This is a genomic window from Porphyrobacter sp. HT-58-2 (assembly GCF_002952215.1).
Taxonomy (GTDB): Bacteria; Pseudomonadota; Alphaproteobacteria; order Sphingomonadales; family Sphingomonadaceae; genus Erythrobacter.
Map to the genome: position 1 here is coordinate 207,331 of NZ_CP022600.1, position 25,355 is coordinate 232,685.

At 64.0% G+C, this 25,355-nt stretch carries 22 protein-coding genes; 10 read left to right on the forward strand and 12 right to left on the reverse strand.

The annotated features are described in order from the left end of the window. Positions 1-100 precede the first annotated feature (100 nt). The 3 genes from cysD to CHX26_RS00995 are packed head-to-tail and all read left to right on the forward strand — an operon-like array spanning position 101 to position 3,665. A complete protein-coding gene (cysD, locus tag CHX26_RS00985) occupies positions 101-1,003 on the forward strand; it encodes a sulfate adenylyltransferase subunit CysD (RefSeq protein ID WP_104940766.1) in 903 nt (300 codons plus the stop codon). Then, the gene (cysN, locus tag CHX26_RS00990; RefSeq protein WP_104940767.1) at positions 1,003-2,913 is read left to right on the forward strand and encodes a sulfate adenylyltransferase subunit CysN; all 1,911 of its coding nucleotides are present in this window, start codon (positions 1,003-1,005) and stop codon (positions 2,911-2,913) included. The genes cysD and cysN overlap by 1 nt, the downstream gene beginning before the upstream one ends. Then, positions 2,910-3,665 (forward strand): 3'(2'),5'-bisphosphate nucleotidase CysQ, encoded by a 756-nt coding sequence (locus CHX26_RS00995; RefSeq protein WP_104940768.1) that lies wholly within the window; start codon positions 2,910-2,912, stop codon positions 3,663-3,665. The genes cysN and CHX26_RS00995 overlap by 4 nt, the downstream gene beginning before the upstream one ends. Here CHX26_RS00995 and CHX26_RS01000 read toward each other — a convergent pair. From CHX26_RS01000 to pepN, 6 genes are all read right to left on the reverse strand, one after another. Next, the gene (locus CHX26_RS01000; protein ID WP_104940769.1) at positions 3,662-4,213 is read right to left on the reverse strand and encodes an adenine phosphoribosyltransferase; all 552 of its coding nucleotides are present in this window, start codon (positions 4,211-4,213) and stop codon (positions 3,662-3,664) included. The genes CHX26_RS00995 and CHX26_RS01000 overlap by 4 nt on opposite strands. Before the next feature lie 103 nt (positions 4,214-4,316). Further along, a complete protein-coding gene (locus tag CHX26_RS01005; RefSeq protein ID WP_104940770.1) occupies positions 4,317-5,174 on the reverse strand; it encodes a cytochrome c1 in 858 nt (285 codons plus the stop codon). Positions 5,175-5,228: 54 nt separating this feature from the next. After that, on the reverse strand, positions 5,229-6,590 hold the full coding sequence (locus CHX26_RS01010; protein ID WP_104940771.1) for a cytochrome b: 1,362 nt from the start codon (positions 6,588-6,590) through the stop codon (positions 5,229-5,231). Positions 6,591-6,657: 67 nt separating this feature from the next. Further along, a complete protein-coding gene (gene petA / locus CHX26_RS01015; protein WP_104940772.1) occupies positions 6,658-7,221 on the reverse strand; it encodes a ubiquinol-cytochrome c reductase iron-sulfur subunit in 564 nt (187 codons plus the stop codon). A 227-nt stretch (positions 7,222-7,448) separates the two neighbouring features. After that, positions 7,449-8,198, reverse strand: a complete 750-nt coding sequence (pgeF, locus tag CHX26_RS01020; RefSeq protein ID WP_233997216.1) for a peptidoglycan editing factor PgeF — start codon at positions 8,196-8,198, stop codon at positions 7,449-7,451. 5 nt (positions 8,199-8,203) lie between these two features. Beyond that, positions 8,204-10,864, reverse strand: coding sequence for an aminopeptidase N (gene pepN / locus CHX26_RS01025; protein WP_104940773.1), 2,661 nt, complete (start codon positions 10,862-10,864; stop codon positions 8,204-8,206). Between the two features lie 93 nt (positions 10,865-10,957). Between pepN and CHX26_RS01030 the strand changes: the two genes are divergently transcribed. After that, the gene (locus tag CHX26_RS01030; RefSeq protein WP_104940774.1) at positions 10,958-11,800 is read left to right on the forward strand and encodes an NAD(P)-dependent oxidoreductase; all 843 of its coding nucleotides are present in this window, start codon (positions 10,958-10,960) and stop codon (positions 11,798-11,800) included. 48 nt (positions 11,801-11,848) lie between these two features. Here the strand turns inward: CHX26_RS01030 and CHX26_RS01035 are convergent, their stop codons facing one another. Both CHX26_RS01035 and CHX26_RS01040 read right to left on the reverse strand, forming a co-directional pair. After that, positions 11,849-12,760, reverse strand: a complete 912-nt coding sequence (locus tag CHX26_RS01035) for a DMT family transporter (RefSeq protein WP_172449638.1) — start codon at positions 12,758-12,760, stop codon at positions 11,849-11,851. After that, entirely contained in the window at positions 12,757-13,776 is a 1,020-nt protein-coding gene (locus CHX26_RS01040) for a threonine aldolase family protein (protein ID WP_104940775.1), read from the reverse strand. The genes CHX26_RS01035 and CHX26_RS01040 overlap by 4 nt, the downstream gene beginning before the upstream one ends. A gap of 53 nt (positions 13,777-13,829) precedes the next feature. Here CHX26_RS01040 and CHX26_RS01045 point away from each other — a divergent pair, with 53 nt between their 5' ends. After that, positions 13,830-14,147 (forward strand): GNAT family N-acetyltransferase, encoded by a 318-nt coding sequence (locus CHX26_RS01045; protein WP_104940776.1) that lies wholly within the window; start codon positions 13,830-13,832, stop codon positions 14,145-14,147. Here the strand turns inward: CHX26_RS01045 and CHX26_RS01050 are convergent. Both CHX26_RS01050 and CHX26_RS01055 read right to left on the reverse strand, forming a co-directional pair. Beyond that, on the reverse strand, positions 14,093-15,679 hold the full coding sequence (locus CHX26_RS01050; protein ID WP_104940777.1) for a PH domain-containing protein: 1,587 nt from the start codon (positions 15,677-15,679) through the stop codon (positions 14,093-14,095). The genes CHX26_RS01045 and CHX26_RS01050 overlap by 55 nt on opposite strands. Further along, positions 15,676-16,194, reverse strand: coding sequence for a PH domain-containing protein (locus tag CHX26_RS01055; protein ID WP_104940778.1), 519 nt, complete (start codon positions 16,192-16,194; stop codon positions 15,676-15,678). Before CHX26_RS01055 ends, CHX26_RS01050 begins: the two co-directional genes overlap by 4 nt. Before the next feature lie 133 nt (positions 16,195-16,327). Between CHX26_RS01055 and CHX26_RS01060 the strand changes: the two genes are divergently transcribed. Both CHX26_RS01060 and CHX26_RS01065 read left to right on the forward strand, forming a co-directional pair. Next, the gene (locus tag CHX26_RS01060) at positions 16,328-16,975 is read left to right on the forward strand and encodes a glutathione S-transferase family protein (protein ID WP_104940779.1); all 648 of its coding nucleotides are present in this window, start codon (positions 16,328-16,330) and stop codon (positions 16,973-16,975) included. Beyond that, positions 16,975-17,754, forward strand: a complete 780-nt coding sequence (locus tag CHX26_RS01065) for an SDR family NAD(P)-dependent oxidoreductase (RefSeq protein WP_104940780.1) — start codon at positions 16,975-16,977, stop codon at positions 17,752-17,754. The genes CHX26_RS01060 and CHX26_RS01065 overlap by 1 nt, the downstream gene beginning before the upstream one ends. Before the next feature lie 87 nt (positions 17,755-17,841). Here CHX26_RS01065 and CHX26_RS01070 read toward each other — a convergent pair whose 3' ends face one another. Continuing rightward, on the reverse strand, positions 17,842-19,146 hold the full coding sequence (locus tag CHX26_RS01070; RefSeq protein WP_104940781.1) for an MFS transporter: 1,305 nt from the start codon (positions 19,144-19,146) through the stop codon (positions 17,842-17,844). Then, a complete protein-coding gene (locus tag CHX26_RS01075) occupies positions 19,118-19,897 on the reverse strand; it encodes an SDR family NAD(P)-dependent oxidoreductase (RefSeq protein WP_104940782.1) in 780 nt (259 codons plus the stop codon). The genes CHX26_RS01070 and CHX26_RS01075 overlap by 29 nt, the downstream gene beginning before the upstream one ends. Positions 19,898-19,921: 24 nt before the next feature. On the opposite strand from CHX26_RS01075, the gene CHX26_RS01080 reads away from it, so the two are divergent. The 3 genes from CHX26_RS01080 (at position 19,922) to CHX26_RS01090 (ending at position 25,349) form a co-directional block, all read left to right on the forward strand. Next, positions 19,922-21,322: an aromatic ring-hydroxylating oxygenase subunit alpha gene (locus CHX26_RS01080; protein ID WP_233997217.1), complete on the forward strand. Its 1,401-nt coding sequence runs from the start codon at positions 19,922-19,924 to the stop codon at positions 21,320-21,322. 199 nt (positions 21,323-21,521) lie between these two features. Next, the gene (locus CHX26_RS01085) at positions 21,522-23,972 is read left to right on the forward strand and encodes a TonB-dependent receptor (protein WP_104940783.1); all 2,451 of its coding nucleotides are present in this window, start codon (positions 21,522-21,524) and stop codon (positions 23,970-23,972) included. Positions 23,973-24,119: 147 nt separating this feature from the next. Next, positions 24,120-25,349 (forward strand): aromatic ring-hydroxylating oxygenase subunit alpha, encoded by a 1,230-nt coding sequence (locus CHX26_RS01090; RefSeq protein ID WP_104940784.1) that lies wholly within the window; start codon positions 24,120-24,122, stop codon positions 25,347-25,349. Positions 25,350-25,355 lie beyond the last annotated feature (6 nt).

Sequence of the window (25,355 nt, forward strand, 5' to 3'; positions counted from 1 at the left end):
GTTCCTGACCCAGGCTTTGCCGCGCCCCGGCAACCAAAACTAGGCCACCGGATACAAAACCGAGTTTGTGTTGCACGCCGCTTGGCCTAGCAGCGCAGGGATGCGTTGCCTGACTCATCTCGAACGGCTCGAAGCCGAAAGCATCCATATCTTCCGCGAAGTCGTCGCCGAGGCGGAAAACCCGGTCATGCTCTATTCGGTGGGCAAGGATTCCTCGGTGATGCTGCATCTGGCGCGGAAGGCCTTCTACCCCGCGCCGCCGCCCTTCCCGATGCTGCACGTGGCGAGCGGGTGGGACTTTGCCGACTTGCTGGCCCACCGCGACCGGACGGTGCGGGAATATGGGCTGAAGCTGATAATCGCTCAGAACGAGGAGGCCGAGGCGCAGGGCATCAACCCCTTCGACACCGGCAGCGCGCTCTATTCGCAGGCGCAGCTGACCGACCCGCTGAAGCGCGCGCTGACCGCCCACGGCTTTGACGCGGCCTTCGGCGGCGGGCGACGCGATGAGGAAAAGGCGCGCGCGAAAGAGCGCATCTTCAGCTTCCGCAACGCCGCCCATCGCTGGGACCCCAAGAACCAGCGCCCAGAGCTGTGGAACCTCTACAACGCGAAGAAGGCCAAGGGTGAGAGTATCCGCGTCTTCCCGATCTCGAACTGGACCGAGCTCGACATCTGGCAATACATCGCGCTCGAAAAGATCGACATCGTCCCGCTCTATTTCAGCAAGCCCCGCCCCACGGTGGAGCGCGACGGGATGATCCTTGTGGTCGATGACGACCGCTTCCGGCTCGAACCGGGCGAAGAGCCGGTCACCCGTTCGGTCCGCTTTCGCACTCTCGGCTGCTACCCGCTGACTGGCGCGACCCTCAGCGATGCGACCGAAATGAACGACATCATTCAGGAAATGCTGCTCGCCAGCGGCTCGGAACGTCAAGGCCGCGCGATTGACAAGGGGCAATCTGCGAGCATGGAAGACAAGAAGCAGGAGGGTTACTTCTGATGAACACCCCCTCCTCCTTTCAGACCGACGCCCTCATCGCAGAGGATATCGACGCCTATCTCTTGTCGCACCAACACAAGAGCCTGCTGCGCTTCATCACTTGCGGCAGCGTGGATGACGGCAAGTCGACCCTGATCGGGCGGCTGCTGTACGACTCCAAGATGATCTTCGAAGATCAGCTCGCCGCGCTGGAAAGCGACAGCATCAAGCACGGCACGCAGGGGCAGGACATCGACTTCGCCCTGCTGGTCGATGGTCTCGCCGCCGAGCGCGAACAGGGCATCACCATCGACGTCGCCTACCGGTTCTTCACCACCGAAAAGCGCAAGTTCATCGTCGCCGACACGCCGGGGCATGAGCAATACACCCGCAACATGGTGACCGGCGCTTCGACGGCTGACCTCGCCGTGATCCTGATCGATGCAAGGAAAGGCGTGCTGCAACAGACGCGGCGGCATTCCTATCTGGTTCACCTGCTCGGCATCCGCCATGTGGTGCTGGCGGTGAACAAGATGGATCTGGTCGGCTATGACCAAGCCGTGTTTGACCGCATCGTGGCCGATTACCGCGCCTTTGCCAGCAGCATCGGGATCGCGGATTTCACCGCCATCCCGATCTCGGGCTTCAAGGGTGACAATATCACCGCCGCTTCGGCCAATACCCCCTGGTATGCCGGGCCGTCGCTGATCCACCACCTCGAAACCGTCGAAGTCGACGCCGCCGACGCGCAAGCCCAGCCGTTCCGTATGCCGGTGCAATGGGTTAACCGGCCCAATCTCGACTTCCGGGGCTTCGCCGGACAGATCGCCAGCGGCACAGTGCGCCCCGGGGATGCGGTGCGGATCGTGCCTTCGGGCAAGACCAGCACAATTAAGACGATCACGACCTTCGATGGCGACCTTGAAGAAGCCGTCGCGGGCCAGTCGGTCACCCTGACCCTCGCCGACGAAGTCGATTGCTCGCGTGGCGATCTGATCGCGGCAGCGGACGACCCGCCGCAGGCCTCAGACCAGTTCCGCGCGACCTTCGTGTGGATGGACGAGGAAGCATTGAAGCCCGGGCGCGGATATTGGCTGAAAATCGGCACACAGGTCGTCACCGCTACTGTACAGCCGCCCGAATATGAGATCGACGTCAACAGCCGCGAGCATCTTGCCGCCAAAACGCTCCATCTCAACAGCATCGGGGTTGCCGAGCTCGCAACAGATCGCCCGATTGCCTTCGAGCCGTACGATAGGAGCCGTCAGCTCGGCGGGTTCATCCTAATCGACAAGTTCACCAACGCCACAGTGGCAGCAGGGATGATCACATTCAGCCTGCGCCGGGCGGACAACATCCACTGGCAGCCGACCGCGATCACTCGCGCGGATCATGCCGCGATGAAGAACCAGACTCCGCGTGTGCTGTGGTTCACCGGGCTTTCGGGCAGTGGCAAGTCGACTATCGCAAACGCGGTCGAACAGCAGCTATTCCTGATGAACCGCCACACCTTCCTGCTCGATGGCGACAATGTCCGCCACGGCCTCAACCGCGATCTCGGCTTTACCGAGGCCGACCGGATCGAAAATATTCGTCGCGTGGGCGAAGTCGCGAGGCTGATGGCGGATGCGGGGCTGATCGTGCTGACCGCCTTTATCTCGCCCTTCCGGGCCGAACGCGAGATGGTGCGCGCCATGCTTCCTGAAGGCGAGTTCATCGAGATTTTCGTCGACACCCCGCTCGCGGTGGCCGAAGCACGCGACGTGAAGGGTCTTTACAAGAAGGCCCGATCGGGTCAGCTCAAGAACTTCACTGGCATCGACAGCCCCTATGAGCCGCCCGAGAATCCTGAAATCCGCGTCAACACGGTCGACATGACCCCGGAGGAAGCGGCGCGCCACATCATCGACCGGATTCTTCCGCTCAAATGACGGATACAGCTCTTTCCGATGCGGCGCTGGCTGCGCAGGTGGCGTTGGACGCAGGGCGCCTGCTTCGGGTGGTGCTCGAGCAATCGGGGCTCAAGGGCAAGGCGCTGGGCGAAGCAGGGGACGCCGCGGCCAATCGCCTGATCTGTGATGCGATCCGCGCTGCGCGACCGGATGATGGGCTTTTGTCGGAAGAGGAACGCGACAATCCCGCCCGACTGGACAAGTCGCGCGTCTGGATTATCGATCCGGTTGATGGCACCCGCGAATATGGCGAAGGTCGCGTTGACTGGGCGGTGCATGTTGCACTGGCGATTGACGGCGTACCGGTGACCGGCGCCGTCGGCTTGCCGGGCCTGCCGGGCGAAGTGGTGCTGCGTTCCGACCAACCCGCACCACTGCCCGCGCTGGCGAGCACGCCGCGCTTCCTCGTCAGCCGCTCTCGCCCGGCCGCCGAGGCAGAGGCTGTCGCTGCTGCGCTTGGCGGGAAACTGGTGCCGATGGGCAGCGCCGGGGCCAAGGCAATGGCGGTGGTGCGAGGCGAGGCAGAGGTTTATCTCCATTCAGGCGGCCAGCACGAGTGGGATAGCTGTGCGCCGGTGGCCGTAGCCCGCGCCCATGGCCTCCACTGTTCGCGCATCGACGGAAGCCCGCTGGTCTATAACCGGCCGAACACTTTCATGCCGGACCTTCTGATTTGCCGTCCCGAATTGGCTGAGGTCGTGTTGACGCAGGTAGCGCGGCTGAAAGACTAATCCCCGTCAAACGCCATTAGCGCATCGACGGTCACGCCCGCTGCGCGCAGGCGGCTTGCACCGCCCAAATCGGGCAGGTCGATCACGAACAGCGCGTGGCTGACCAACGCGCCTGCCTTGCGGAGCAGTTCGGCGGATGCCAGCGCAGTGCCGCCGGTCGCGATCAGATCGTCGACCATCACCACGTTCTGCCCCGGCTCGATCGCGCCCGGATCCATTTCCAGCCGGTCGGTGCCGTATTCAAGGGCGTAGTCGATGCCGATGGTCTCGATCGGGAGCTTGCCCGGCTTGCGCACCGGCACAAAGCCGACGCCGAGCTGCACCGCGACCGCCGCGCCGAAGATGAAGCCGCGTGCTTCCATCCCGGCGATCTTGTCAGCACCCACTGCATCGGCCAGCTCGGCAAGGTGACGGACACTCGCCGCCATGCCTTGATGATGGCCGATCAACGTCGTGATGTCGCGAAACTGGATCCCGGCGTGGGGGAAGTCCGGCACGGTGCGCACAAGCGCCTTGAGCTCGTCACGTGAGAGATGCGGTGCGGTCATTTCGGGTGATGCCCCTTTCCCGCCGCTCAATGCACAAGCGCCCCGCCATCCGCAAGGGACAACGGGGCGCCTGAACATTGTCAGCGCTGGAGCAAGAGGAGGATTAGCCCTTCTTCGGCTTCATGCCGGCCCAGATCTGCTTGTAGCTGAGGAAAGCCAGCATGGTAGCGAACAGCAGGAAGCCGATCACAAACCAACCGGTCTGCTTGCGCTGCACCAGCGAAGGCTCAGCCGTCCAGGTGAGGAACGCAGCCACGTCAGCCGACATCTGCGAGATGGTTGCTTCAGTGCCGTCGGCATAGGTAACCTGTCCGTCAATAGCGAGCGGCGGTGCCATGGCGATGTTGACGTTCGGGAAGTGCTTGTTGAAGTAGAGGCCGGTCGGAGTTTCGAAACCGACCTTCGCCGCCTTCTCAGCATCCGGCTCGCCATAACCGGTCAGCAGGTCATAGACGTAATTCGAGCCGTCATGACGCGCCTTGGTCATCAGCGAGAGATCCGGCGGAATGGCGTTGTTGTTGGCCGCCGCAGCCGCGATGGCGTTGGGGAACGGCATCGGGAAGTAGTCCGTCGGAAGACCCGGCCGGGTCGTCGTTTCGCCGGTGTTCGGATCAATGCCCGGAACGGTCCACGCGGCCGCCTCGGCATCGACTTCGGCTTCGGTGTAACCGAGTTCGCGCAGGTTGCGGAAGGCGACAAACTTAAGGCTGTGGCAAGCCGAGCAGACCTCCTTGTACACCTGATAGCCGCGCTGCAGCTGGGCGTAGTCCCACTTGCCAAGCGGGCCATCGAAGCTGAACCCGCCAACGGGGCCGCTGCCGTGCTCGTAGAAGGCATAGGAGGGCTGCTTTTCCGGCGCCGGGCCGAAGGCGTAGTTATAGGCACCGGGCAGGAGCGACCACAGCACCAGCACCGCGGTGATGGCGAGGCCTGCAATAATGCCTCCGAGACGAATAGACATGTCCGAACTCTTTCTCGTTATCGGTTCAGATGATGCGGGACTGCACCCGGCCGATCACTCGGCCGGTTGCAGCGAACCATCGGTGGCGGTGCCGGTGTTGCCGGCGTCCACGACGCCAGCGCGCGGGGCGTCAGCGGCCTCGTCCTTGCCGACCACCGCTTCGGTGATCGAGAAGGGCAGCGGCTTGGGCACTTCGATCTGACTGACGATCGGCAGGATCACCAGGAAGTGAAGGAAGTAGTACGCCGTGGCGACCTGGCTCAGCACCACATAGGGTTCTTCAGCAGGCGCACCGCCCGCAATGAACAGCACCACCATGCAGGGGATGAAGCCGAACCAGAAGAACTTGCGGAACAGCGGACGGTAGTGACCCGAGCGAACCGGGCTCTTGTCCAGCCAGGGCAGAATGAACCACAGCAGAATGGCGCCGAACATCGCGATCACGCCCAGAAGCTTGGCCGGGATCAGCACGATGCCTGTGAACGGAATGCTGAGGTCGCCCGTGAAGGCGCGCAGGATCGCGTAGAACGGCCAGAAGTACCATTCGGGAACGATGTGTGCCGGGGTCGAGAGCGGGTTCGCCTCGATGTAGTTGTCGGGGTGACCCAGGGCGTTGGGCAGGAAGAACACCATGGTGGTGAACAGGATCAGGAACACGCCAAGGCCAAAGCCATCCTTTGCCGTGTAGTAAGGATGGAACGGCACAGTGTCCGATTCCTGCTTAACTTCCACGCCAGTCGGGTTCGACGAGCCGGGGATGTGCAGCGCCCAGATATGCAGGATCACGACGCCCGCAATCACGAAGGGTAGCAAGAAGTGCAACGAGAAGAAGCGGTTCAGCGCGGCGTTGTCAGGCGCAAAACCGCCCAGCAGCCACACCTGCAGAGGCTCGCCCACCAGCGGGATCGCCGAGAACAGACCGGTGATAACCTGCGCACCCCAGAAGCTCATCTGGCCCCACGGCAGCACGTAGCCCATGAAGGCGGTTGCCATCATCAGCAGGAAGATCACCACGCCCAACAGCCAGATCATCTCGCGCGGGGCCTTGTAGGACGAATAGAAGAACCCGCGGAAAATGTGCAGGTAGATCACGATGAAAAAGAAGCTCGCCCCGTTGGCGTGAGCATAGCGCAGCATCCAGCCGTAGTTGACGTTGCGCATGATGTGCTCGACCGTGCCGAAAGCGACTTGTGCATTCGCCGCGTAGTGCATCGCAAGCACGACGCCAGTTACGATCTGGATCATCAGGCAGAAGCCGGCAAGCACGCCGAAGTTCCACATGTAGTTGAGGTTGCGCGGCACCGGATAACCGGCACCCACCGCGTTGTAGACGAGCCGCGGCAGCGGCAGTTTCTCGTCCAGCCACTTGGTCAGAGCGGTCTGCGGTTCATATTGCTTGGCCCAGGCGAAACTCATGGCGTTCTCTCGGCTTGATCGGTGTTAAGGAAACGGTCGATTATCGTTATCGTTCAGATACGAAAGCTCAGCCGACGCGGATGACGGTGTCGGACTTAAAGCTATATTCCGGCACCATCAGATTGAGCGGCGCAGGGCCCTTGCGGATGCGGCCGGCGACATCATAGTGCGAACCGTGGCAGGGGCAGAAGTAGCCGCCGAATTCACCCTTGTTCTCGCCTTCGGCAGCACCCAGCGGCACGCAACCGAGATGGGTGCAGACGCCCATCGTGACGAGGATGTCTTCGTGGCCTTCCTTGGTACGCTCGGCCAAGGTCTGGGGATCGCGCATCGAGGCGCCGTCATCGGCCTTGGCCTTGGCGATTTCCTCCGCGGTAAGCCGCTTCACGAACAGCGGCTGCTTGCGAAAGCTGGCCTTGATGCTCTGGCCCGGCTGGATCGCGCCGACATCAACTTCAGTGGTGCTCGCGGCGAGGACGTCCTGCGACGGTGCCATCTGGCTGACCAGCGGCAGCAAAACCGAAGCGCCGCCAACGCCCGCAGTGCTCAGCGCGGCAATGTGAATCCAGTCGCGGCGGCGAACGCCCTCCTGAGTGTCCGATGCGATGGTAGCGGCCGTGTCAGAAGCCATTTGATCTTACCCTGCTCGTTTTGCCGCGCCGGAAAATGGCCTGCGCGGCGTGGTGTCAAGTGACGGGGCAGATACCCCGAAAGCGTCCGTCGATTGGTCCCTGTTCCAGCCGGGGCAGCGCCATCAGACGCACCTCACCCGGAACTTGCGCGGGGCAATTAACGGCAATTCCGCAAGAATCCAACCGTGTTTTGATCAAAGCCCGTTTACCCGCGTGCAAGCCGACATCAGGGCAGCGCGATCATGCTGATCTGCCGACCATAATTCGGCTCGCGCGCCTGCGTCGAGCGTCGATGCGAATGATAACGCTCGACCTGTGAGAATGTATCCCGGCCAATATCCGCAATTTTGCTAAGCCCGGCGCCCGATAGCTGCGCCATAATGAAACCGGGCAGGTCAAAGTGCCAGCGAACCACCCCTTCGCGCTCCGGCGCGGGAGCGAAGAACGCCTCGTCCCCGGTGGCAAAGCGGGCGCGGAACGGGGCGTCGACTTCGTAGCTGGACTGGGCGATGGTCGGACCGAGCACCGCAGTAATCGCCGCGCGCCGTGCACCCAGTGCCTCCATGGCGACAATCGTGTTTTCGAGAACGCCGTCCACCGCGCCGCGCCAGCCAGCATGGGCCGCGCCGATCACACCGGCCTCACGGTCTGCAAAGAGGATGGGGCCGCAATCAGCAGTCACGATCCCGAGCACGACCCCTGGCGTTGAGGTGACGACGGCGTCAGCCACCGGACGGCCGACGGCACAATCCTCCCACGGGGCGGTGACGGTGACGACGTCAGGCGAATGCACCTGATGCGGCGCGGCAAGGCGGCCACCGTGAAGAATCGCTTCCGCTGCCGCCGCGCGCAGGCTCCGCATCTCCTCTCCCTCGCCCGGCCCGCCGAAGCCAAACTGGTGCATGCCGCCCTTGCTGCCGAAGAAGCCGTGCGGCACGCCTTCAAGCAGAATGTGGCGTTCGATCTGGAAGTCCACCCGTCTCAGCCTTCCAGCGAGCGGCTGACCTGCTCGAAGGTGTCGCGTGAGAGGTTGCCCGTCGCCATGATCCGCTCCAGCTCGGCCTTCATTAGCGCCGCCCGCCCCGGTTCGATCCGCCGCCAGCGTCCGAGCGCCGGAACGAAGCGCGCCGCCGTCTGCGGGTTGATTGGGTCGAGCGCCAGAATGACGTCAGCTACCATCCGGTACCCCTCGCCATCTGTTTTGTGAAAGCCCTTGGGATTGCCCGCAAAGGCCATGTGGAGCGACCGCACGCGATTGGGGTTTTTCATGGTGAAATCGGGATGATCGGCCAATTCGCGGACATGCTGGATGACATCGGGGTGGAGCGACAAGGCCTGCAAGGTGAACCACTTGTCGATCACCAGATCATTGCCCTTGTAACGCTGATAGAACGACGCGAGCCGATCCGCGCGCTGCGGGCAATCGAGCCCGCACAGCACCATCAGTGCGCCCTGCCGGTCGGTCATATTGTCCGCCGCGTCATATTGCGCCGCCGCCAGCGTCGCCGCGCTGGCCGGGTCAGCCGCCGCAATCAGCCCGAGCGCGATGGTCTTGACCTTGCGCGCCCCACGCCCTGCCGGATCATCCAGCGCCACCGCCGAAGCCCGCGCATGGAGCGCCTGCAACTCTGCGGATAGCGCGGTGCCGATGGCTGCCTTCAGCCCCTCGCGCGCGGCGTGGATCGCACCGGGATCGGCCTTGCGCTCTCCGCTCGCCATGACTTCGAACAGATAAGTCTCGGACGGGAGCACCAACAATTCGCCGCGCATAGCATCGTCGAGCGCAGTGTCAGCAAGGCTGGAACGGAACGCGCCGATGATCGCCCCTTCGCCCGCCGCTTGCTCGTCTGCCGACAACGTGCCGCTGGCTGCGCCGACGAGGTGCCCAACCGCGAGCTCCTGCAAGGCTTCCGAGCGGGCGAAGGGATCATCGTCATGCGCGGCGAGGAACACCAGATCCTCGCGCGCCAGCGCGCGCTCGATCACGACCGGCGCGGTGAAGCCGCGATTGATCGACACGACCGGATCGCCGCCCGCCAGCGGCAGGTCGAAGCTCTGCTCCTCTTGCGTCAGCACGATCAGCTGCTCCGCCCCCAGCGCGCCGCTGCGCGAATGCACCGCAACGCGCAGCGGGATCGGCATGGGCAGCTTGTCGGGCTGGCCGGGCGTGGCGGGGATGGTCTGCTTGAGCGTCAGCCTCAGCGTGTCACCCTCAACCGCCTGCGAAACGGCGACGCGCGGCGTCCCGGCCTGCGAATACCAGCGTCGGAACTGGGTGAGGTCGATTGCCGCCCCATCCTCGATCGCCTTGACGAAATCCTCGCAGGTCGCCGCCTCGCCGTCGTGGCGGTCGAAATAGAGGTCGGTCCCTGCCCGGAACCGCTTGACGCCCACCATGCTGCGCATCATGCGGATCACCTCGGCGCCCTTGTTATAGACGGTCGCAGTGTAGAAGTTGCTGATTTCACGATAGGAGTCCGGCCGGATCGGGTGGGCCAGCGGCCCTGCATCCTCCGGGAACTGGGCGGCGCGCAGGATGCGCACATCCTCGATCCGCTTGACCGCCTCCCCGCGCATATCCTGCGAAAACAGCTGGTCGCGCAGCACGGTGAAGCCTTCCTTGAGGCTGAGCTGGAACCAGTCGCGGCAGGTGATGCGGTTGCCCGACCAGTTATGGAAATACTCGTGAGCAATCACGCCTTCGACCGCATCGAAATCGGCATCGGTCGCGGTGTCGGGGTCGGCCAGAACATACTTCGTGTTGAAGACGTTCAGCCCCTTGTTCTCCATCGCCCCCATGTTGAAATCGCTGACCGCGACGATGTTATAGAGATCGAGATCATATTCGCGCCCGAACACCTCTTCGTCCCACTGCATCGAACGGTGGAGCGATTCGACTGCGTGATCGGTGCGTTCGATGTCCTCGGCCCGCACCCAGACATTGCATTCGACCACCCGGCCCGAGCGGGTGGTGAAGGGCTTGGAGTTCGCCACCAGATCGCCTGCCACCAGCGCAAACAGGTAGGACGGCTTGGGCCAGGGATCGTGCCACTCGGCCCAGTGCGTGCCGTCGGCGTTCTCGCCAGTCGCGGTGCGGTTGCCGTTGCACAGCAGGATCGGAAAGGCGGCCTTGTCGCCCGTCATACGCACCGAATAAACCGACAGCACATCGGGCCGGTCGGGGAAGAAGGTGATACGGCGAAAGCCTTCCGCCTCGCATTGGGTGCATAGCATCCCGTTCGAAGCATAAAGGCCCATCAACTGGGTGTTGGCGGTGGGGTCGATTTCGGTCTCGATCGCGATCAGGTGCGCATCCTCACGCAGCGGCACAATCAGATCGTCCCCGTCCAAGCGCCAGTCGGCAGGCGCGCCATCGACGCTCACCGACAGCGGCGTGAGGCTGTCGCCGTTGAGGCGGATCGTGTCGGCATGATCGGCGCGGGCATTGCGCTGCACGGTCAGTTCGGCGCGGATGCGGGTGCGGTTGAGGCCGAGATCGAATTCCAGCCGCACTTCGGGCACCAGCCAGCCGAACGGGCGATAATCCTCGCGCAGGATGACCGGCGGCTCGTGCGGAGTGCGCGCAGCGTCGGCCATTTCGGGGTTGCCTTCGGGGTTCGTTGGGGTGCTCGCAATATCCATGGCAGGCTCTCTACCCGTTCGTGTCGAGCCTAGTCGAGACACAATGCGCATCTGCCTCTCGACTTCGCTCGAGGCGAACGGCAAGGGAGGGGCATGGGGCATTTGCTGATCTTCGGACTGGGTTACACGGCAAAACGTATCGCCGCCGCCATGCGCGAGCACGGGTGGCGCGTTGATGCCACGGGCCGCGATGGGAACCTCGATTGGATGGATGCCATCTCGGTGCTCGAATGCATGGAGCAGGCGACGCACATCCTCTCTTCCGTCCCGCCCGACCGGAAGGACGGGGTCGACCCGGTGCTCGATTTTTACGAGGACGCCTTCGATGGACAGTGGCTTGGCTACCTCTCCTCGACCGGCGTTTATGGCGACCGCGAAGGCGCATGGGTGGACGAGGCGACGCCGACCATCGCGCAATCCGGAGAAGGCCGCTGGAACGCCCGCGCCGAGGCCGATCTGGCATGGCTCAAGCTCGGCGCAAGGGTGTTCCGCCTGCCGGGGATCTACGGACCGGGGCGCAGTGCGCTCGACCGGGTAAGAGAAGGCAAGGCGCGGCGGATCGACCTGCCCGGGCAGGTGTTCAGCCGCGTCCATGTCGAGGACATCGCCAGCGGGGTTGTCGCGGCGCTGGTGCAGGATGCGCCTGCGGGGGCTTATAATCTCGGTGATGATTACCCTTGCAGCGGCAACGAAGTCACCGAACACGCCTGCCGGTTGCTCGGCCTGCCCCTGCCGCCGCTGGAGTCGCTGGAAGAGGCGAACCTCTCCGAAATGGCGCGCGGGTTTTACATGGAGAATCGGCGGGTCGCGAATGGCAAGGCCAAGCGGGTGCTGGGCTGGTCGCCGCGCTATCCGACCTATGTCGAGGGATTGGAGTCCTTGTTTGCGCCGCAAGCGCCGGCGGGCGCGTCCGCGCCCTTGGCTTCCGCGCCATAAGGCGCGACGGGCAGTCGCCCTTGCGGCCCTGCGGGCCGGATCAGCGCGCTACTTCGCCTGTTTGGAGCGCAAAGCCAGCCCCATGCCCACAAGAGCCAGCGCCGCGCCGCTCGCGGTCAAAGGCGTCCAGCGATAGCCTTCGAACAAGGTCGACAGCAGCATCGCCACGCACACCGTTACGATGCCGTTATAGGCCGTCTTCCCCGCCCCGATCTGACGCACCAGATTATAGTGCAGCGGGAAGGTCACCACCGAGCCGATGATGGCGAGATAAGCTGTCCCCGCCCAGAACGCCGCCGTTGTCGGCACCTGCGGCGGGCCTGCGATAACGAAGGCGTAAGCAAGGTCGAAGATTGTCCCGAAGAGCGCCGCCCAGGCGAGGAAGCTCACCATTGGCACCCCGCGCCCGGTTGGGTTGGCCTGCACAACATTGGCGATCGAGGCCGCCAGCATCCCGCCAATCGCGAGCGCGATGCCAAGACCCACATTTCCCCCCAGCGGCGCCGCGTTCCATTCGTGTACCAGCAGCATCGTCACGCCGACGATCGCGACAAGACTGCCCGCGAGAAATCCGCTTGCAACCTTTTCGCCGATAAACAGCCGCGCGAACACCGCGTTGGGCACCATCAACAGCGCGAACATAACCGCGACAATGCCGGAGGTGATGTGCTGTTCGGAGTGGTAGACGAACAGGAAATTGCCGCTGAACTGGGCAATGCCGACCCCCAAGGCAAGAAGGTATTCAGGCCGGGTAAGCTTCAGCCGCTGGCCCATCACCGCCGCCAGGACGAACAGCGCCGGGGTCGCCAGCATAAAGCGGTAGAACACGCCCCACGCGGCAGGCACGTCCGCAATCTGCCCGGTGATGACGAACCAGGTCGAGCCCCAGATCGTGCCGGTCAGCATGAAGGGGATCAGCACTTTCGGGCTGAGCATCGACGGCGCGGACACCTCGCTCATAGGGCAGCGATGGCCTTGCCGAGCGCGACCGCATCCTCGCTCCGGGTGTTCCACGCGGTGACGAACCGCGCGCTTTCCGCGCCCCAGTCATAGAAAGCGAAATCCTGCGCCCGCAGCGCCTCACGCTCGGCCGGGGTCAGGTGGACGAACAGTTCATTGGCCTCGACCGGGTGCAGCAGCCGGTCGGCACACCCCGCCGCCACGGCCTGTGCGGCCGCATTGGCGTGGGCAGCATTCGCCAGCCACAGCCCGTCATCCAGCATCGCCAGAATCTGCGCCGCCAGATAGCGCCCCTTGCATTGCAGATGCCCGGCGCGCTTGCGGCGATAGCGCACCTGATGGGCCGCTTCGGGATCAAACAGGATGACAGCCTCCGCGCCCATCCCGCCATTCTTGATGAAGCCGAAAGCAAGACTGTCGACCAGTCCGGCTGCCGCCCGCGCCGCGTCTTCGGGCGAACCGCCGAGGAAGGCCGCCGCATTGGCAAACCGCGCCCCGTCCATGTGCAGGCCGAGCCGCCGTTCTCTGGCAAAAGCGCCCAGCGTCGCCAGTTCGGCGGGTGTATATGTCCGGCCATATTCGCTCGCCTGTGTGATCGCGATGGCATGGGGCTGCACCTGGTGCACGTCATCACGGATCGGGTCGATCAGCGCCGCGATATCGGCCGGAGTCAGCTTTGCGCCCTCGCCTTCAGCCAGCATCAGCTTGGCACCATGGAGGAAGAAGCCCGGCGCGCCGCCTTCGTCCACTTCGATATGCGCCTCGCGATGGCATACGACCCCGCCGTGGGGCGCGCACATCGTTGCCAGCGCAAGACAATTCGCCGCCGTCCCCGTCGCCACCCACAGCGCAGCGCACTCCCGCCCGAACAGCGCGGAAAAGCGCGCGTCGAGTTCCTGCGACAGCGCATCACCGTCATAGGGGTTGTCCGGTTCGTCAGCCTTGCGCATCGCCTCCCACAAGCGGGGGTGGACGGCGGCGGCGTTGTCGGACAGGAAGGGCTTGGCAAGAGTCATCGGCCAACGCCTCTAGCCGCCCCTGCGGGCGTGGCAAGTGGGAGGACATCGACGTGAGCGAAGAAGGCACAGGACTGACCATTACCCACCACGTTCAAGGTAGCGGCGGATGTTATGTTGCCGTGGTCGACGGATCGAGCGAGCAGGGCTATCTCGAATGGGAGGCGGGCGGAATGCGTGAGGGCAAGGAAGTGCGCATCGCTGCCCACACCATCGTCCCGCGCGCCATCGGCGGACGGGGCGTGGCAGGGGCGCTGGTCAGGCGGATGGTGGACGAGGCAGCCCGGCAGGACTTCCTGATCCGCCCCGATTGCTCCTATGTCGCGGCCAAGTTCGGCGAAAATCCCGGCTGGGGCGCCTTCAAAGCCTGACCGGGCGTGTCCTCATGCGGCGCGTCGAGCTGCGAATAATCGGTCGCCGCGATGGTTTCGAGGATGCCAGCGCGCAATGCCTGCGCCTCGGCCAGCGGCACACCCGGGATCGCGAAACTCCCGCCAGCAAGCCCCAGATGCACCGTCGCATAACCGCGCAGCCGCGCCAGTGGTCCCTGCGCGATCTCGACAGAATGGAGCTTCAGCCGAGTCGCGATGCGGGTGGTCGGGGACAGCAGCCCGGTGGTCGAGAAAATCTGCATCTCGCTGAGGGCAAAGCGCCGAAACTCCCAAGCGTAAAGGTTCGCCGCCACCGCCAGCACCGCCACACCCAGCGGGATCAGGAACAGACCCGGGGGTGCCAGCGCTGCCGCGGCAACAGTCGCGACAACGAACAAGGCCGATTGCAGCGCCGCCTTGTCATTGCGATGGCGCTTGCTGGAACGATGCCACGCGGTCGCCTGACCCGGCAGTTGGAACCCGGCTTCCGCGACAATCGCCGCGATTTCGTCCATCTGCGCAAAGGGCGCAACCACATGGCTTTCCTCTTGCGCGTCCTGCGCCAGGCTGACGAAGCTGAGGCCGTGCCAGCCGAAGCGGTAGCGCACCACACCCGTGTCGATCACGATGCCCTGCACCCGGTGCGCGGGCATGACGACATCGGTGCGGGTGAAAAGGCCCCGCTGCCGCCGGAACCCGCGGGCTGATCGGGTCAGGGTGAAGCCCCAGTCGCGCAGGACCGTGCGCACCACCCCGGTTCCTAAGCCGATCACCACCAGCCCGAACAGCCCGGCAATCGCGCCTGCAACCTGCGCATAGGGGCCAAGGCTGGCGAGGAAACTGCCCTGCTCTTCCAGCCAGCTACGCCAGAAGGTGACGTTCCACAGATCGAGATCGATCACGTTTTCGAGATATTGCAGCGCGCCGCCCAGCACCGCGAACACCGCAAGCGAAAATTCGAACAGGCCGAAAGTCACCAGCCGCCCCGGCGAAAGGGCATAAAGCACCTCGCCCTCCGCCGACGCGGCGCGGACCTCGGCGGCGCTGTCAGGGGAGGTGGCAGTGGCCGCCTCGTCCTCGCGCCGTTCGCGCACCAGCTGGCGCAGGCGCTCGCCCTCAGCCTCGGTGAGATATTCAAGGCTGAGGTCTTCGCCACCCCCCGCCCCGGTCTCGAACTTCACCGCGACCAGCCCGAACATCCGGGCCAGCGGCTTCGCCTCAAGGCTCACGTCCTGAATCCGCTCGTAAGGCACCGACCGGGCCGAGCGGCTGAACACTCCGCTTTCAACCCGGATATCCGCCTCACCGATGGTGTAGGTCAGCCGCCGCCAGCCGACATAGCTGAAGGTCGTGCCGATCACCGCCGCGACCACGCCCACCGAAATGGCGATCAGCAGTCGCCCGTCGCCGCCGATCCCTGAAAAGGCGATGGCGATGGCTGGCAGGATCGCGCTGCGAATGCTCCCGAGCGCGCCGAGGACAACGCTGATCGGGGCCGTGCGCAGAACAGGGCCGATGTGGGAAGCCGTCATAGCGTCTCGCGCCGGATATGGGCGCGGATCGACTCACGCATCTCGCGCGCCAGATCCTCGCCAAGACCGGGGAGGGTAACGCTGGCATTATGATTGCCTGCCGTGTGCAGCGTCAGCGTTGCGATGCCGAAGAACCGCTCGATCGGGCCTTGATCGACATCGATATGCTGCACCCGGCTGAAAGGTACCACAGTATCCGACCGGAACAGGATGCCGCGCACCACCCGCAGCCGGTCCGCACTGATCTGATAGCCGCGCGCGTTGTAACGGCGGGCGGGCACGCGGATAATCAACGCCAGCGCAATCAGCAGCACCGGCCCGGCGATGACCCCGCTGGGGAACAGCCCCTCGCCGCGGAACGCGCTCTCCAGCACCAGCGCCCCGATCAGGAACGGGATCGCGGTCAGCGTCGTGCGCACCCGCAGGGCATGGGCATAATTGGGATGCAGCCGGGTCAGCGCAGCATCATCGTCGAGCGGCAGGCTGGCGGGAGCGAAGGCGGGCGATTGATCCATGGTGCCTTATGTGCGCAATACAGCTTGCCCGCGCAAGCGCTTTTCCCGTGTGGCCTAGCGGATTTATGAGGGCGACGGGCGGCGCGAGGCACCCTAGAACCTGATCAACAACCTGATCGGGAGAGCGAAGACCATGACCATCCTCCACTCCAGCCTTGGCCCCAACCCGCGCCTCGTGCGGATGTTCATGATCGAAAAGGGGCTGGAAGAAGGGCGCGATTTCACCCGCATCCATTATGACATCATCACCGGGCAGAACCGGCAGGATGCCGGCTACATGGCCAAGAACCCGCAGGGCACCACCCCGACGCTGGAGCTGGATAATGGCACCTGCCTGACCGAAAGCTGGCCGATCTGCGAATTCATCGAGGAACTGCACCCCTCCCCCAACCTGTTCGGCGAGACTGCGGTGGAGCGCGCCACCGTGCGCAAATGGGCGCGGCTGTTCGATCAGGAAGTGGTGGTGCCGATGACCATGGGCTTCCGCGCCGGTGCCGGCCGCCCGATGTTCGAGCCCCGCATGAGCGTCGTCTCGCCTGAAGCCGGAGCGGAGCTTTCGGCCATGGCGGACGAAAAGTGGCGGCTGTTCGACGCCTATATGGGGGCAAGCGACCACATCGCTCTGGGCCGCTTCACCTTTGCCGACCTGCTGATCTTCGCCTTCGCCAATTTCGGCTTCACCGTGGGCTGGAAACTGCCCGAAGGGACAGACAACCTCGCGCGCTTCGTGGCGACGCACAACCAGCGGGCCTGCGCCGCAGTCTGGCAACAGGCCGAATAATGCCCGACCTGTCGGGAAAGGTCGCGATTGTCACCGGCTGCGCTTCCGGGATTGGCGCGGCCACGGTGCGGCGGCTGCGGGCCGACGGAGCCGCGGTGCTCGGCACGGACGTCAACGCGGCGCAGGGTCAGGCGCTATGCGATGAAGCGGGCGCTCGCTTCGCGGTGCAGGACGTGTCCGACCGTGCGCTATGGCCGCAGATCGTCGCCGAGGCCGTCGCGGCATTCGGGCGGCTCGACATTCTCGTCAACAATGCCGGAATGGTCTCGGGCGCGGGGATCGGCGATCTTGAGGATGAGGCGATGTTCGCCGCGTGGGACAAGGTGCTGGCCGTGAACCTGACCGGTACGATGGCCGGATGCCGCGCCGCGATTGCCGCCATGACGGCCAATCCGGGCGGGGCGAAAGGCGCCATCGTCAACATCGCCTCGACCACCGCGATTGCCCCGCTACCCACCGACGTCGGCTATTCGGCCAGCAAGGGCGCGGTCAGGGTGCTGTCGAAGTCGGTCGCGACATGGTGCGCCCAGCGCGGGTTCAACATCCGTTGCAACACCGTGATCCCGGGGGCGACGCATACCGGCATCCTCGCGGCGGCCGAGGAGCATACCCCTGGCCTGATCGCGGCGGTCGCCAAGACCTCGCCCTTGAACCGCCTTGCCGATCCGTCAGAGACAGCGGCCGCGATTGCCTTTCTTGCCAGCGACGAATGTCCCTTCATGACCGGCGCGGAAATGTTGGTCGATGGCGCGGCACTGTCGATCCACCCGGGGTTCTGATCTCCCCATCCCCGTTCGTGTCGAGCACAGTCGAGACACCGCGCACAAGGCCTCTCGACTTCGCTCGAGGCGAACGGCGGTTGGAAATCAACCCACGCGCATTTTTTCCAGATAACCGCTCGGCCCCATCTGCGCTGCGGTCCAGGCGAAGATCGCGAGGCTGGCGATCCCTGAAACGAGGCACACCCCGAACACCGCCACCGCGAGCGCGCTGGTGCCATATGCTGTCGCCAGCCCGTCGCTCAGCGCGCCGATGACACCGAGCCCTAGAGTCTGACCGATGAGGTTGTTGAAGAACAGCGCGATGGCGACGGCAAAACCGCGGCTGGCGGGCTCGACGCTCGCCTGTATCCCCGACATGATCCCCGCCTGACTGGCGACATAGATACCGTAAGCCACCCCGAACCAGCCGAGAAAGGCCGCAAAACTGCCTGATGTGAGGCTCAGCGCCAGCGGAATCACGCAACCGAGGCTCACCACACCCGGCAGCCATGCGCGCCAGCGCTCGTCCCGCAAGCACAGCCAGTGGGTGACATAGCCGCCAAGAATCGGCCCCGGAATCCCTCCCAGAAAGAAGGTGAAGCCGAGGTATAGGCCGACATCGCCGGTCGAGATCGGGAAAGCGCGCAGCATTACCGCCGCCATCCAGAAGGCGAGACCGTATCCGATCATGATCTGCACCGCCCAGCCCAGCGCCAATCCCATGAAAACGCGGTTGGTCAGCAGGCTGATGATCGTGCGGCCCAGCGGCAATTGCGCCATGTCGGTGCCGGGGGGAGCATAGCGCCCACGCGGCGCCTCGCGCACTGTGAGGTAGATCACGCCGCCCAGCAGCAACCCCGGCAGGCCCATCAGGATGAAGGCCCAGCGCCAGTCGAAGATCTCGGCCAGCTGCCCGCCGATGATCAGGCCGCCTGCTGTGCCCATGCTTGCGCCGATGGTGAGATAACCCATCGCCTTGGCCAGTTCGGCGCGCGAAAAATAGTCTGCGACGAGGCTCTGCGAGGAGGGGCCGGAACAGCCCTCGCCCACGCCCACGCCGGTGCGGGCGAGGAACAGCGTCCAGAAGCCGGTAGCGAGCCCGCAAGCCGCCGTCATCAAGCTCCAGAACCCGATCGCAGCGGCGACGATATTCTTGCGGGTCGAACGGTCGGCAAGGCGTGCGGCGGGAAATCCCGCCAGCACATAGACAAGGCTGAAGGCGAGGCCGCCGAGCAGGCCGAGCTCGAAATCGCTCAGCGCGAAATCGGCCTTGATGTCCTCGACCAGAATGCCGAACACCAGTCGGTCGGCAACGCTGAACGCGCTGGTCGCTGTCAACAGGGCGAGGACATACCAGCGGTATGCCCCAGGCTTGTCCACCTCAGTGGTGGGGACGCGCGTAGAGGCCATTGTCCACCGGGATCGTCAGGCCGTTGAGAAACCGCGCTTCGTCCGAGGCGAGGAACAGCACGCAGGCGGCTACATCCTTGGGCGCTCCCAGCGCATCCATCGCCAGCGGCCCGTCAGGCACCACCATCAGTTCCTGCCCCGCACGGCCCGATATATCGCGCACCATCGGCGTCTCGATCCCGCCCGGCGCGAGCGCATTGACGCGAATGCCGTAGCCCCTGTCCTGGAAATCCACCGCAAGGCTGCGGGTCATCCCCGCAATCCCCGCCTTGCACGCGGCGTAAGCGGGGATGTTGCCATAGCCCATCAGCGCCGCGGTGGAGGCCATGTTGATGATCGACGAGCCGCCGCCGCCAACTGTCTGATGACGATGCTTCATGAGCGGGACGGCATATTTACACCCCAGAAACGTGCCGACCACGTGAATGTCGAGATGCAGGCGGAAGTGTGCCAGCGAGCATTCCTCGATGCTTTCGAAGATCACGTTGCCGGCATTGTTGACGAGGATATCGAGCCCGCCGTGGCGTTCCTCGATCGCGCGCATCACCTCGATCCATTGTTCTTCGCTCGTCACGTCGAGCGCCAGCGCATCGCCGCCGATCTCGGCTGCGACCTTGTGCGCCAGTTCCACCTCGCGGTCGGTGACGATCACCGTCGCGCCCTCGCGCGCCAGCGCCTCGCAATCAGCCTTGCCCAGACCCATCGCACCGCCTGTCACCAGCGCGACCTTGCCCGCTACCCTGCCTGCCATCAGCTCTCTCCCCAAGGCATTATTATGAGCCGCAGCCTATCGGGTGAGCGAGCCACCGCCACTGTCGAAAGCGCGCATTCGCAGGTCGGGCCACCGGAGCCTATCTTTGCCGCCAGGGGAGAGGCGAGGATGATGGACGCGAGCGAAGTCGCGCAGCTGAAGGCGATGATGGAGTGGGAGGGCCGCCGCACCGCGCCGCCCGAAGGCTTCCCCGCCCTGCCCGATATGCCCGCAGGACGCTATACCAGCGCGGAGTATTACGCGCTCGAAGTGGAACACGTGTTCCGCAAAAGCTGGCTGTTCGCCGGGCATCTTGACGAGATTCCCGATCCGGGCTGCTGGATGCGCTGGCACAATGCCGGTGATCCGATCGTGATCGTGCACGGCATGGACGGAGTGGTACGGGCCTTCCACAATACCTGCCGCCACCGCGGAGCACCGGTGGTGACCGAGGATCGCGGTAAGTCCAGCCGCTTGATGTGCGGCTATCACAACTGGACTTACAAGACCGACGGCAGCCTCGTCGGCGTGCCCGAAAGGCGCGACTTTCCCGCCGATTTCGACCTGTCGTGCCGTGGATTACTGCCGGTCAGGTGCGAATTGTTCGGCAAGGTGATCTTCGTCAATTTCGACATGGAGGCGATGCCGCTCATCGAGTGGATGGGGCCGATTGCCCGCGAGTGGGAGGAATTCGCCTTCGACCGTATCCGGCTGGCGGCGCGGCATTCCTTCGATCTCCAATGCAACTGGAAGGTGGCGATGGAGGCCAACATGGAGGTCTACCATGTGCCCTTCATCCATCCGAACACCGTCGCGCCGCTGGTGGATTCGACGCGCAATCTCAACACGCTCTACCCGAATGGCCATGCCCGGATGCTGGCGCCTCCGCCGCGCCAGACCGACCGCGAGCACGTGCGCGCCATCGATTCGCCGCCGGGATGGCAACAGATCGACACCGTGGGCGAGTTGGGCCGCACCTGCACCCAGAGCTACACCCTGTTTCCCAACTGGGTCAGCCCCTTGAGCAACTATTTCGTGCCGCCGCTGCTGTTCTGGCCCACCTCGCTCACCACCACCCGGCTCGAACTGGTGACAATGGCGCTCGATTGGGGGGACGCTCCTGCGCCCGATCTGTGGACCGTCCCCGACGCCTCGCAGCCCAATGGCCGTCAGATGAGCCCGATCATTCTGGAAGACACCCAGTTCGGCGAAGCGATTCAGCATTCGATGCAGGGTTCGGCGTTCCGATCCGTGCCGCTGTCCTATCAGGAAGCACGGATCTATTCGTTCCACCAGAATCTCGATGCGATGATCGGGGTGGACAAGGTGCCCGAGCCCCTTCGGGTTGCGCCGGTGATTGGCCCGGACTGGGTCTGGCCCAACGATCCGCGACGCGCACAGATGGAGCGCGAGCCTGCCACCTGACGCTACGGCATCCTGATTTGCAAACCTATGTTGCGGATTTGTCGCAGTTTGCAGCAGTCACTATCGCTTTTGCTGATGGCGCGCTGGCGGGCGCTCCATACACCTGTGACGCATACCGAAAGGCGGAAAGGAGAACCGCCATCGCGTTGGGGAAAACCGGGCACGCGGGACAGCCGCGGCCTTCAGGGGAGAGAGGACCATGAACACACTTCGTGCCCGAGATGTATCCGGTCGCCACGCCAGCGGGCTGCGGCGCGCCCTGTTGTGCGGAGCGGCGTTGAGCGGGATTGCGGCGATGCCGACCGCAGCCTTTGCGCAGGACCAGGCTGATGATGCCGAAGCCGCATCGCAGGATCGGGTCATCATCGTGCAGGCCCGCCGCCAGAACGAAAGCCTGCAGGAAGTGCCGGTCACAGTCACCGCGATCGGCGGCGACACGTTGCAGAAGTACAATATCGATCAGATCGCGGATGTGGTGAGCCGCGTCCCGACCCTCAACGTGCAGGTCGGCGGATCGGGTTCGGGCGGCCAGTTGAGCCTGCGCGGTGTCGGCTCGTCAAACATCTCGGCGGCCTTCGATTCCGCGGTCGCTTTCGAATATGACGGCGTGGTCGTCTCCTCGATGCGCCTGGTGCAGGCCGGATTCTTCGACGTCGAGCAGATCGACGTCCTGCGCGGCCCGCAATCGCTGTTCTTCGGCAAGTCGGCGACAGCGGGCGTGCTGTCACTGCGTTCGGCCAACCCCACACCCGACTGGGAAGTGGGGATGCGCGCCAACTACGAATTCGAGGAAAAGGGCTACCTGCTTTCGGGCTACATTTCCGGCCCGATCACCGACACGCTGGGCGTGCGCCTTGCCGCACAGTTCAACGATATCGACGAATTCCAGCTGATGCAGCCCAACACCCCAGCGGTGAATCAGGAGCGCGGGCTGACCGACTTCATCGGCCGCTTGACGCTCGACTGGAACCCGTCCGACCGGTTCCGCGCCAACCTGAAGGTGCAATATACCAAGAACGAAAACGACGGCGCGATCGGCACGGCGGAAGTGTTCTGCGGCGCCAATGGCGTGGCTGATCCGATCGTGCTGCTGGGCGGGGGCATCACGATCCCGGCCGGCTATGACTGTAACGCCTTCGACCAACGTTATTACCTGACCGACGCCGCACCGCCGTTGTCAGGGCCAGTGCCGGGCAATTCACCTGCCAACGGGCGCAATGGCGTACCGTTCGGCGAAACGGAAATCTGGTTCGGCCGCCTCCAGTTCGATCTCGACCTGTCCGACACGCTGACCCTGACTTCGGTCACGGGCCTGCTCAACATGGATGCGATCGATTACGACATCTATTCCTACGGCGGGTTCCTGCCCGGCCCCAATGGCACCCGTCTGCCGGGCGGTGCGGGCGCATCGGATCCGATCAACCAGCTCGAACAATACAGCCAGGAACTGCGCCTGACTTCGGACTTCGATGGGCCAGTCAACTTCATGCTCGGCGCGTTCTACGAAGACCGCACCTTCATCTTCGACACCTCGCAGCAGGGGGTGAACATCTCGTTCCTCGGGCCCGACCCGGTGACCGGCTTCACCTATGACTGGGACAAGATTCACACAACCAAGACCGAAGCCCTTTCGTTCTTCGGCAGCCTGATGTGGGATATTACCGATCAGCTCGAACTGTCAGGCGGTGTTCGTTGGACCGATGAACGCAAGGTCCAGACCATTTCGGTGCCCTACGTCCATTCCTTCTTCGCAGGGTTCGGCGGTGCCTTCCTGTCTTCGGGCTTCTTTTCGGGGCCGATCGAGTTTGCCGACGACAACTTCTCGCCGGAAGTCACGTTGCGATACAAGGCCAATGATGATCTCAACATCTTCGCCTCGTTCAAGACCGGCTTCAAGTCGGGCGGGATCGACAACTCGGCGCTGCCTTCGAACAGCCTCAGCCAGGCGGCGGCATCGGGCGATTTCAGCTCGCTGATCTTCGCTTCGGAAGAGGCGATCGGCGGTGAAATCGGCTTCAAGTCGCAGTGGGCAAACCGCGACTTCACCCTCAACGCCACCGCGTTCTACTATGTCTTCACCGATCTTCAGGTGCAGAACTTCAACGCGGTGACCGTGCAGTTCGCCACCAGCAATGCGGGCGAATTGACCACCAAGGGTGTCGACATCGAAAGCCGGTGGCGGACACCGGTTGACGGGCTGAGCCTGTCGGCCAACCTCAGCTATCTCGATGCCCAGTACACCGACACCTTCATCCAGCCGCTCGGCATTTCCACGGTCGACCTCAATGGTCGCCGCGGCAGCCAGGCACCGGAATGGGCGGGTAACATCGCGGCGGACTGGACGATCCCGATCAATGACAGTCTCGAAATCTTCCTGTCGGGCAACGCCGCCTATAATGATGGCTACATCACCGACGAAGCGACGCTGAACGATTATGTCCAGCCCAGCTTCTGGCTGTTCGACGCCAACGTGTCGATCGGTCACCCGGACGGCAAGTGGAAGCTTTCGCTGATCGCGCAGAACCTTACCGATGAAATCTTCGCCATCACCAGCGGCGGACGTCCGTTCCTGCCGGTGGGCGGCGATGATATCATCCTGACCCAGAACCGTGGCCGCCAGGTCTTTGCGGAAATCAGCTTCAGGTTCTGATTAGCGCCCAGCTAGGGACAAGCGAAGGGGCGGGCCAGCACTGGCCTGCCCCTTTTGCGTGGGGCAAGCTCTGCCAAAAGTGATCATTGCAGGCGTGCGGCGAAAGGCTGATCCTGCCTGTCAAAAGGCGCATCGGGAGAAACTGTGATGTCACGCGAAACGCTGGTCGAAATGACCCGCAATCTGGTCGCCCACGGCGCGGCCGACACGATGGAATATGCAGAGGACATCGTGCGCGTCCCGGCCAGCGCCTATACCGATCCTGACGTGTTCGAGACCGAGAAGCGCCAGATCTTCCGCCGCCTGCCGCTGATGGTCGCGCCCTCTTGCGAATTGGCGAACGTGGGCGACTTCAAGGCGATGGACATCTGCGGCGTGCCGCTGCTGCTCAGCCGGCAGAAGGACGGCAGCATGGGCGCCTTCCTCAACATGTGCACCCACCGCGGCAACCCGCTGGCCGCCGGCTGCGGCAATGCCAGCCGATTTACCTGCGGCTATCACGGCTGGACTTTCAAGGCGGATGGCGACCTCATCGGAGTGGCGGATTCCAAGGACTTCGGCCCGATCGACAAGAGCCAGCACTGCCTGACCAAATTCCCGGTCTATGAAAGCGCCGGGCTGATCTGGGTGACGCTCGACCCGCATTCCAAGCTTAGCATTGCGGATTATCTGTGCGGCTATGATGACCTGCTCAAGGCCTTCGAATTCGAGGGCTGGACGCTGTTTGCGCAGCGCACACTGCCGGGGCCGAACTGGAAGACGGCCTATGACGGCTATCTTGATTTCTACCACCTGCCGGTGCTGCACAAGGACACCTTCGGCGCGGATTTCTACAACCGCGCCAATTACTTCGCCTTCGGCCCGCACCAGCGGCTCAGCACCCCGTCGAAATTTGCGATCAAGGTGTCGGGCGATGACGACCAGCAGCTGGATCTGGAGGCGCTGGCTGACGATGATCTGCCGCAGGAAGTGCTGGTGCAGGGCGTGTGGACAATCTTCCCGCACATCTCGATCGCCAGCTTCTACGGCGGCGGCCAGCGCGGGGCGATGATCAGCCAGCTGTTCCCCGGCGAGAAGGTGGGCGAGAGCTTCACCACCCAGTTCTATGTCATGGAAAACCAGCCCGAGACACCCGAACAAGTGCAGGCCGCCCACGACCAGTTCAACTTCCTCGAAATCGTGGTCCGTGACGAAGACTACGCCACCGGAAAGCGCCAGCAGCAGGCGCTCGCGTCAGGGCTGATGAAAGAGGTGCTGTTCGGCCGCAACGAGAAAGGCGGTCAGGTCTTCCACCAATGGGTCGAACGGCTGGTCAATGCCAGCGACGATGATCTGATGGCGATCTTCGCAGGCGAGCAACGGCAGGCGGCGGAGTAAGGGTTC